At 75.4% G+C, this 8,292-nt stretch carries 9 protein-coding genes; 3 read left to right on the top strand and 6 right to left on the bottom strand.

From position 1 onward, the window contains the following. The 3 genes from BG452_RS24430 to BG452_RS24420 all read right to left on the bottom strand — a co-directional run. On the bottom strand, positions 1 to 1,036 hold a 1,036-nt coding region (locus BG452_RS24430), incomplete at its 3' end, for an RNB domain-containing ribonuclease (RefSeq protein ID WP_188306509.1). A 95-nt stretch (positions 1,037 to 1,131) separates the two neighbouring features. Further along, entirely contained in the window at positions 1,132 to 1,506 is a 375-nt protein-coding gene (locus tag BG452_RS24425) for a type II toxin-antitoxin system death-on-curing family toxin (RefSeq protein ID WP_188306508.1), read from the bottom strand. Next, a complete protein-coding gene (locus tag BG452_RS24420; protein WP_188306507.1) occupies positions 1,503 to 1,841 on the bottom strand; it encodes a hypothetical protein in 339 nt (112 codons plus the stop codon). Before BG452_RS24420 ends, BG452_RS24425 begins: the two co-directional genes overlap by 4 nt. 284 nt (positions 1,842 to 2,125) lie before the next feature. Here BG452_RS24420 and BG452_RS24415 point away from each other — a divergent pair, with 284 nt between their 5' ends. Both BG452_RS24415 and yaaA read left to right on the top strand, forming a co-directional pair. Next, positions 2,126 to 2,611, top strand: coding sequence for a DUF3995 domain-containing protein (locus BG452_RS24415; RefSeq protein ID WP_188306506.1), 486 nt, complete (start codon positions 2,126 to 2,128; stop codon positions 2,609 to 2,611). Between the two features lie 10 nt (positions 2,612 to 2,621). After that, positions 2,622 to 3,407, top strand: coding sequence for a peroxide stress protein YaaA (yaaA, locus tag BG452_RS24410; protein ID WP_188306505.1), 786 nt, complete (start codon positions 2,622 to 2,624; stop codon positions 3,405 to 3,407). 30 nt (positions 3,408 to 3,437) lie between these two features. On the opposite strand, the gene BG452_RS24405 is transcribed toward yaaA, so the two are convergent. Genes BG452_RS24405 through BG452_RS24395 form a run of 3 tightly spaced genes read right to left on the bottom strand, consistent with a single transcriptional unit; the run spans position 3,438 to position 6,203 of the window. Then, entirely contained in the window at positions 3,438 to 4,586 is a 1,149-nt protein-coding gene (locus BG452_RS24405; RefSeq protein ID WP_188306504.1) for a bifunctional RNase H/acid phosphatase, read from the bottom strand. 4 nt (positions 4,587 to 4,590) lie between these two features. Continuing rightward, positions 4,591 to 5,334 (bottom strand): zinc ribbon domain-containing protein, encoded by a 744-nt coding sequence (locus BG452_RS24400; RefSeq protein WP_188306503.1) that lies wholly within the window; start codon positions 5,332 to 5,334, stop codon positions 4,591 to 4,593. 23 nt (positions 5,335 to 5,357) lie between these two features. After that, complete coding sequence (locus BG452_RS24395; RefSeq protein ID WP_188306502.1) at positions 5,358 to 6,203, bottom strand: Nif3-like dinuclear metal center hexameric protein; 846 nt, start codon at positions 6,201 to 6,203, stop codon at positions 5,358 to 5,360. 809 nt (positions 6,204 to 7,012) lie between these two features. Here BG452_RS24395 and BG452_RS24390 point away from each other — a divergent pair. After that, a partial coding sequence (locus BG452_RS24390; protein WP_411293003.1) for a protein kinase domain-containing protein occupies positions 7,013 to 8,292 on the top strand: 1,280 nt, incomplete at its 3' end.

Raw genomic sequence — 8,292 nt, 5'->3', positions numbered from 1 at the left:
CCAGCGCGGCGTGCCCCGGCTCGGCGGGGGCCGGCCGGCCGCGGGACTCGTCGAAGGCGTGGTAGCCCGCGCCGCGCAGCAGACCGGTGCAGGCGTTCAGGAAGGCGGCGTTCAACGGCACCTCCGGATCCAGCGATCGGATCAGCTCCGGGTACGGGACGGCCTGCGGCCAGTCCACGTCCAGCGCGGCGGCGATCCGGCGCAGCCGCTCGTACGCGGCGGCGGGCGCGGCCGGCAGGGTGCGCAGCAGGCCGACGCCCGCGTCCAGCATCAGCTCGGCCGCGGCCATGCCGGTGAGCAGCGAGATCTGGGCGTTCCAGCCGTCGGCCGGGCCGAGCGCGCGGTAGCCGAGGACGTAGCCGTGCAGGGTCTCCGCGACCTCCTGCTCGGGCACCGGCAGGCTGATCCCGCCCCGTGCGCGCTCCTGCTCCTCGCGCAGCCGGCCGACGGTGGCGAGCAGGGCGAGCTGCTCGTCGGCACCACCGAGGTCCACGGCGCGCTGGACGGCGGCGTAGTCCAGGCGGCGGTGCGAACGCACCAGGGCGCGGCGGACGTCCGCCAGCACGACGGCGCCGTCGGCGTCCAGGTCCAGCTGCCAGAGCAGGGCCGGGCGGGGTTCGCCGGGCAGCAGGCTGGCGGCGTCCTCGGAGATCCGGGCCGGGTGCAGCGGGACGCGGTGGTCCGGGAAGTAGAGGGTCTCGACCCGGCGGCGGGCCTCGGCGTCGATGGCGCCGCCGGGGCGGACGAAGGCGGCGACGTCGGCGATCGCGTAGTGCACCCGGTAGCCGCCGCCGGGGCGGTGGGTGAGGTGCATGGCCTGGTCGAGGTCGCGGGAGCCGGGCGGGTCGACGGTGAACAGCGGCAGGTCGGTGGCGTCGTGCTCCGGCAGCCGGGGCCGCTCGGCCGCCTCCTCCGCCTCGGCGAGCACCGCCTCGGGCCACTCGGTGTGGATCTCCAGGCGGGTGCGGAGTTCGGTCAGCTCGGTGTTGATCCGGGCGGAGTCGACGGCCTTGACGCGCAGTTTTCGGCGAGGCATGCAGGCCAGCGTAGGGCGAATCGGGTGATTCCGGACGGAGGCCCCCGGCGCGTCCGCCGGGGGCCTCCGTCCCTCGGGGCTCGACAGGTCGGGCCTCAGCGCCCCAGCAGGGACCTGAGGTCCTTGGCGGCGAGGGCGATCGCGTCGTCGTAGCCGCCGGTGGCGAGCCGCAGCATGAAGGCCACGGCGTCGTCCGGGTGCGGGTCGCTGTAGGGCTCGGCGTTGTAGTCCAGGAACAGCAGCATCGCCTCGAAGGCGGTGCGCTTGTTCCGGTCGACCAGCGGGTGGTTGCGGGCCAGGCTCTGGCCGAGGGCGACCGCCTTCGTCCAGAGGTCCGGGTAGGCGTCGTCGCCGAACAGGCTCGCCTGCGGGCGGGCGATCGCCGAGAGCAGCCCGCCCAGGTCGCGGACGTTCTGCGGGCCCCCGGCGAGGTAGGTGACGTCGTCGAGGTCCAGGTACTCGGTGGTCACAGGTCCTTCAGCCTCTCCAGCGTCTCCGCGTTCGCGGCCCGGATCCGGGCCACCATGGCGGCCCGGCGCTCGGCCTTGCCCTGCGGGGCCTGCTCGGTGAGCGCCTCCGGGACCTCCGACTGGCGGACCTCGAAGGCCAGTTCGGCGGTGTCCGACCCGGCGGCCGACTCCGTCACGCGTACCCGCCCGGCCATCACGGCCTCGGCCGCCGCCCGCACCGCGAACTCCAGCGCCTGCCGCGTCTCCGCCGGCAGGCCCACCGGCAGCCGTACGGACAGGGACTCCTCCACGGCATCGCCGTCGCCGGGCACCAGGTCCAGGGGTCGCATGGTCATCTCGCTCACTCTCCTTCGCCACTCACGGTAGTGGGGAACGCCGGCCGTTCCCACCGATTTGCCCGTGCCCCCGGGACCACCCGGTCCTCGGACCTGCGACGATCGCGCCCGGCCCCGGCTCGTCCGACGGCGCCTCGCGGGCCGCCCGCGAGGCGGCGGAGGCGCGGGTGCGGACGCTCGGGCACCGTCCGCCGGCCCGCGGGATGCGGGCGCAGCACGACCGGAGCGGCGGGCGGCGGGTCGGGGTGGGGTGAGGGCTCGTACGGTGGGGGGAAGGGCGGGTCGTGGAAGGTGTGCGGGTGGTGGGTGCGGTGCGGGTGGTGGGTGCGGTGCGGGTGGTCGGGGCCGGGGTGGCGGCCGGGCTGGCGGTGGCGGGGGCGCTGCACGTGGTGTGGGCAGTGACGCCGTGGCCGTTGCGGACGGCGGAGGAGTTCGCGGACACCGTGGTGGGGGCGGGTGCGGGGGTGCCGCCGGCGGGTGCCTGTCTGGCGGTGGCGGGGTTGCTGGGGACGGCCTCGTACCTGGTGGCGGCGGAGGCCGGGGTGGCGGCGCCGGTGGGGCCGCCGGGGTCGCGGCGGGCCGGGGTGCGGGCGGTGGCCGGGGTGCTGCTGGCGCGCGGGCTGGCCGGGCCGGTGGTGTTCGGGCGGTCAAGCGGGCGCTCGGCGCGGTTCCGGCGGCTGAACGTCCGGTACTACTCGCCCCTGTGCGTGGCGTTGGGGGCCGGAGCGGCCGCAGTAGGGTGGCGGGGTTCGTCCGCCACAAACTGTTGAGGAGTCCGCTGTGCTGGTGCTGTTGCCGCCCTCGGAGGGCAAGGCCGCGTCCGGGGACGGCGAGCCGGTCGCGCTCGACCGGCTGTCGCTGCCGGGGCTGACGGCGGCGCGCGGTGCGGTGCTGGACGCGCTGGTCGGTCTGTGCCGGGGCGACGAGGACACGGCCGCCGAGGTGCTCGGGCTGACCCCCGGCCTGCGCGGCGAGATCGCCAAGAACGCGGCCCTGCCCAGCGCCGGGGCCCGTCCGGCGGCCGAGGTGTACACCGGGGTGCTGTTCGACAACCTGGGCCTGGCCACCCTGGACGCCGCCGCGTACGCCCGCGCCGAGCGCTCGCTGCTGGTGTTCTCCGGTCTGTGGGGCGCGGTGCGGATCTCCGACCGGATCCCGTCCTACCGCTGCTCGATGGGTGTGAAACTCCCGGAGCTGGGGGCGCTCGGTGCGTACTGGCGGGGCGCGACGGCCGCCGCACTCCCGGAGGTGGCGGACGGGCTGGTGCTGGACCTGCGCAGTTCCGCGTACGCGGCGGCCTGGAAGCCGGCCGGCGAGGTGGCCTCCCGTACGGCGACCGTCCGGGTGCTGCAGGAGCGGAACGGCAAGCGCACGGTGGTCAGCCACTTCAACAAGGCGACCAAGGGCCGGCTGGTGCGGGACCTGCTGGTCGCCGGGGCGGAGCCGAAGACGCCGGGCGAGCTGATGGACGCGCTGCGGGAGCTGGGCCACCGGGTCGAGCCGGCCGCCGAGGGCACGGCGCGCAAGCCGTGGCAGCTGGACGTGGTGGTCACCGAGGTGCACTGAGCCGGGCCCGGCGCACCCCGGTGGGGAGGGTCAGCGCAGGTGGGAGCCGTCGTTGAGCAGCCGCACCGAGGCGTTGCCGTCCGCGTAGTACTGGACGGCGCAGATCGAGGCGGCGGACAGCTCCATCCGGTACATCGAGTCCGGCGGGGCGCCGAGCGCGAGCCGGACCAGCGTCTTGATCGGGCTGACGTGCGAGACCACCAGCACCGTCTTCCCCGCGTACCGGGCGAGGATCCTGTCCCGGGCGGCGCCGGCCCGGTGGGTGAGGGTGGTGAAGCTCTCGCCGCTGCCGGTCGGCTTGGCCTTGGCGGAGCCCAGCCAGGCCGACAGGTCGTCCGGGTAACGCTCCTGCACCTCGGCGAAGGTCAGGCCCTCCCAGGCGCCGAAGTCGACCTCGCGCAGCCCGTCCTCGTACCGGACCTCCAGGCCGAGCCGGGCGGTGACGATCTCGGCGGTCTGCCGGGTGCGGCGCATCGGGGAGGCGACGACCGCCTGGATGCTGCCGCGCGCGGCCAGCGCCTCGGCGGCCCGCTCGGCCTGCCAGCGGCCCTTGTCGGACAGCTCCGGGTCGGTGCCGCCGCTGCCGGAGAAGCGCTTCTCCGGGGTGAGCGGGGTCTCGCCGTGGCGCAGCAGGACGAAGGTGGTCGGGGTGCCGAGGTCGGCGGGGGCGGCCCAGCCGGCCTTCGGGGCGGGGGGCTTCGGCAGCGGCTCGGCGGCCGCCTGCCCGGCGACGGCCTCGGCGGGCTTCCGGGGCTCCCACTGACGCCCGTCGCGGCCGGCGTCCATCGCCTCGTTGGCCAGCCGGTCGGCGTCCTTGTTCCGCTCGCGCGGGATCCAGGTGTACGTGACCCGGCCGCGCGGGAGGACGGTGCGCGCCTCGGCGGCGAGCGGCTGCATGTCGGGGTGCTTGATCTTCCAGCGCCCGGACATCTGCTCGACGACCAGCTTGGAGTCCATCCGGACGTCCACCGAGGCGTCCGGGTCGAGGTCGCGGACGGCCTTGAGTCCGGCGATCAGGCCCTTGTACTCGGCCACGTTGTTGGTGGCGTGGCCGATGAACTCGGCGGCCTCGGCGACGAGCTGCCCGGTGCCGGCGTCCCGGACCACCGCGCCGTAGCCGGCCGGCCCCGGGTTGCCCCGGGACCCGCCGTCCGCTTCGACGATGAAGCGCGCCGCCACCGGGTCAGACGCCCGAGTCGGCGGTGCGGACCAGGATCCGCGAGCAGTTCTCGCAGCGGACGACCTTGTCGGCCGGCTCGGCCTTGATGGCGTTCAGCTCGGTGATCGAGAACTCGGTGCGGCAGCCCTCGCAGCGGCGCTGGAAGAGGCGGGCCGCGCCGACGCCGCCCTGGGTCTCGCGCAGCTTGGTGTACACCTTCAGCAGGTCGGCCGGGATGACGGCGGCGACGGTCTCGCGGTCGCGCTTGACCTTGTCGGCCTCGCGGTCGATCTCGGCGAAGGCGGCGTCGCGGCGGCTCTCGGCCTCGGTGAGGACGACGGTGGAGTGCTCCAGGCGGGCGGACAGCTCCTCGACCCGGCTCTTGGCGCTCTCCTGGCGCTCCATGATCTCCAGCACGACGTCTTCCAGGTCGCTCTGGCGCTTGGCCAGCGAGCCGATCTCGTGCTGGAGGTTCTCCAGGTCCTTCGGCGAGGTGATCGCGCCGGAGTCCAGACGCTGCTGGTTGCGGGCGGCACGGGCGCGGACCTGCTCGACGTCCTGCTCGGCCTTGGTCAGCTCGCGGGCGGTGTCGCCCTTCTGGGCCTCGGCGGCGACGACGAGGTCCTTGAGCGCGGTGTGGTCGGCGGTGGCCTTGTCGATCTCGGCGTGCTCGGGCAGACCCCGGCGCCGGTGGGCCAGCTGGTCGAGCTTCGAGTCGAAGGCCTGGAGGTCGAGCAGGCGGATCTGGTCGGCGGGCGCGGCGTTCAAGGGGAAAGCTCCTGTGAATCGGGTCAGGCGGTGAAGGACATGGGGGCGTGCGCGGTCCACGGGTCGGTGACCCGGTGGGAGACCTTGGTCTGCACGGCCCAGCCGTGCTGGTCGGCGGCGGCCCGCAGGGCGCGCTCGGCCAGGCCGAGCCAGGGCCACTCGGTGGCCCAGTGGGCGGCGTCGACCAGCGCGACCGGCGCGGCCTCGGTGGCCTCGATGGCCTCGGAGGCCGGGTGGTGGCGCAGGTCGGCGGTCACGTAGGCGTCCACCCCGGCCGCCCGTACGTCGGCGAGGAAGCCGTCGCCCGAGCCGCCGCACACCGCCACCCGGCTCAGCAGCCGGTTCGGGTCGCCGGAGACGCGCACGCCGGCGGCGGTCGCGGGCAGGCCCGCGGCGACCTGCGCGGCGAAGGCCGACAGTGTCAGAGGGGGCTCCAGCAGACCGATCCGGCCGGTGCCGCGACGGCCCAGCGGGTCGGTCGGGTCCGGCACCAGCGGGCCGGTGACCTTGAGGCCGACCGCCTCCGCCAGCGCGTCCGAGACGCCGGGGTCGGCGTGGTCGGCGTTGGTGTGGGCGACGTGCAGCGCGATGCCGTTGCTGATCAGCGTGTGCACCACCCGGCCCTTGAAGGTGGTGGCGGCGACGCTGGTGGTGCCGCGCAGGTACAGCGGGTGGTGGGTGACCACGAGGTCGGCGCCCCACTCCACGGCCTCGTCGACGACCGCCTGGACGGGGTCGACGGCGAAGAGCACGCGGCTGACCTCGGCCTGAGGGTCCCCGCAGACCAGGCCGACGGCGTCCCAGGACTCCGCCCACTGCGGGGGGTAGACCTCTTCGAGCGCGGTGATGACGTCGGACAGTTTCGGCACCTGTCGAGACTACCGTGCGCGCGGGGGCGGTCGGGCCTCGGCCGATCGGGGGACGGGGGTGGGGACAGGGGATGGGGACGGGGGTGGGGACAGGGGCTGGGGCCGGGGACGGGGGTGGGGACGTGACTGGGGGACGTGACTGGGGGGGCGGGGGTGGGGGCGTTCGGGCGCGGGCGCCGGGGGCGTACAGGTGCGCGTCAACCTGCTGCTGGGGCGCGTGTCCGGGCTCGCGCGCGTCGTACGCGCTCGGGGCGCCGGGCGCCCGTTACTCACAGCAGTGTTCTCGTACGAATTCGAAACCGCCACTGGATCATCCTTACGAGTGAAGTGACCGGCTCGGCGTTGAGGCTTCGGTTTTCTCGAAACTAACTTCAGTCCTGCGAAAGGGAGTTGCCCCGGCCGCCCCGACCGATCGGTCGACGGCCCGGTTGAGGACTCCCGTCCAGGAGCGGGACTCCCGCTCCTTTCGAGGAAACCGATCAGGCCGGGCCATCGCGCCGCGGATGCCGAGCAGGGCACCCGCGGCCGGGAGCCGAGACGAAGGGGTGTGGCGGCGGATGAGGGCGAGCACATCCCTCCGTACGGCCGGGGGCCGGGGATCGGCGGGGCATGGACCGGAGGCGACCGGTGCGTGGCCGGAGACGACGCGGGCGGCGCCGGGCGGCGCCGGAGGCCGGGGAGGCGGAAGCGACTGGGAGGTCACCGTCGGGGGCTTCTGGTGCACGGCCCGGCCGTCCGCGTCCGCACCCTTCTCCTCGCCCTTACCGGTTCCGCTCCAGGGGTGGAAGCTGCACGTCAGTGCGGCCTCGATGGTGGGTGGGGAGGTACTCGCGGCAGTGGTCCGGGTGCTCGCCGCGGACCCGTGCGGCTTCACGTTCGCCGCCACGGAGGAGCGGCTGCGTGAGCTCAACTCCCGTAACAGCGACCGGGGCTCCGCGGGGAAGTTCATCACCGTCCACCCGGCGGACGACGCGCAGTTCCAGCGGCCGGCGGCCGAACTGGACCGGGCCACGGCCGGACTGCCCGGGCCGGTGGTGCTGTCCGACCGGCCGTACCGGCCCGGCAGCCGGGTGCACTACCGCTACGGCGCGTTCGCGGCGCGGGCGGAACTGGGCAACGACGGGGAGTACCGCTCGGTGCTGCGCGGGCCCGGCGGGGAACGGGCCGAGGACGGGTGCGGCGGGTCGTTCCGGGCGCCGGGGTGGGTGCGGGATCCGTCCGCTGCTTCTGCTGCTGCTGCCCGGAGTCGCGGGGCCCGTGGGGTCCTGCCGGCCGGGCGCTACGCGGTGACCGCCGCCGTGCGGCACGGCGCCAAGGGGGGCGTGTTCCTCGGGCGGGAGGCGGCGAGCGGCACGGAGGTCGTGATCAAGCAGGCCCGGGCGCACATCGAGGTCGACCGCGCCGGGACGGACGCCCGCGACGCGCTGCGGCGCGAGGCCGAACTGCTCGCCCGGCTGGACGGCCAGGGGCTGGCGCCGCGCGCCGTCGAACTGATCGAGCAGGACGACTCCGTCTTCCTGGTGCAGGAACGAATCGCCGGACAGCCGCTGGGCGCCTGGGTCGCCGCCCGGCTACGGCGCGACGGCAGCCCGGACGTCGACTGGGCCGAGGCCGGACCCGTGGTGCACGGGCTGCTCGACCTGGTCGAACGGGTGCACGGCCAGGGGCTGGTACTGCGCGACCTCTCCCCCGGCAATGTGATGGTCCGCCCGGACGGCGGCCTGCGCCTGGTCGACCTCGAACTCGCCACCGAGACCGGCCGGGCGGCCGGAACCGCCGGCACCCCCGGCTACCGCGCCCCCGAACAGGGGCGGCTCGCCCTCGCGGGCACCAGCGTCGCCGACCCGGCCGTCGACCTGTACGCCCTCGGCGGGCTGCTCTTCCTGCTCGCCACCGGGCACGACCCGCTGCTGCCGGAGGACCTGCCGCACGCCCGACCGGTCACCGAACGCCTCGGCCGCTGGCTCGCCCTCGCGGCCCGCTCGGGCGCGACGGCGCGACGGCTGGCGCCCGTGGTGCTGGGGCTGCGGGCGGAGGAGCCGGAGCTGCGATGGGGGGTGGCGCGGGTGCGGGAGGCGCTGGGCGGGCG

Origin of the sequence: Streptomyces sp. CBMA123, assembly GCF_014596465.1 — a bacterium.
In the GTDB taxonomy this organism is placed as follows: Bacteria; Actinomycetota; Actinomycetes; order Streptomycetales; family Streptomycetaceae; genus Kitasatospora.
This window is presented reverse-complemented; position numbering and strand designations above follow the sequence as displayed.

Coding starts and splice junctions, on each gene's coding strand:
- BG452_RS24420 (WP_188306507.1), bottom strand. CDS start 1,841: ATGACCATGCGACCCCTGGACCTGGTGCCCGGCGACGGCGATGCCGTG.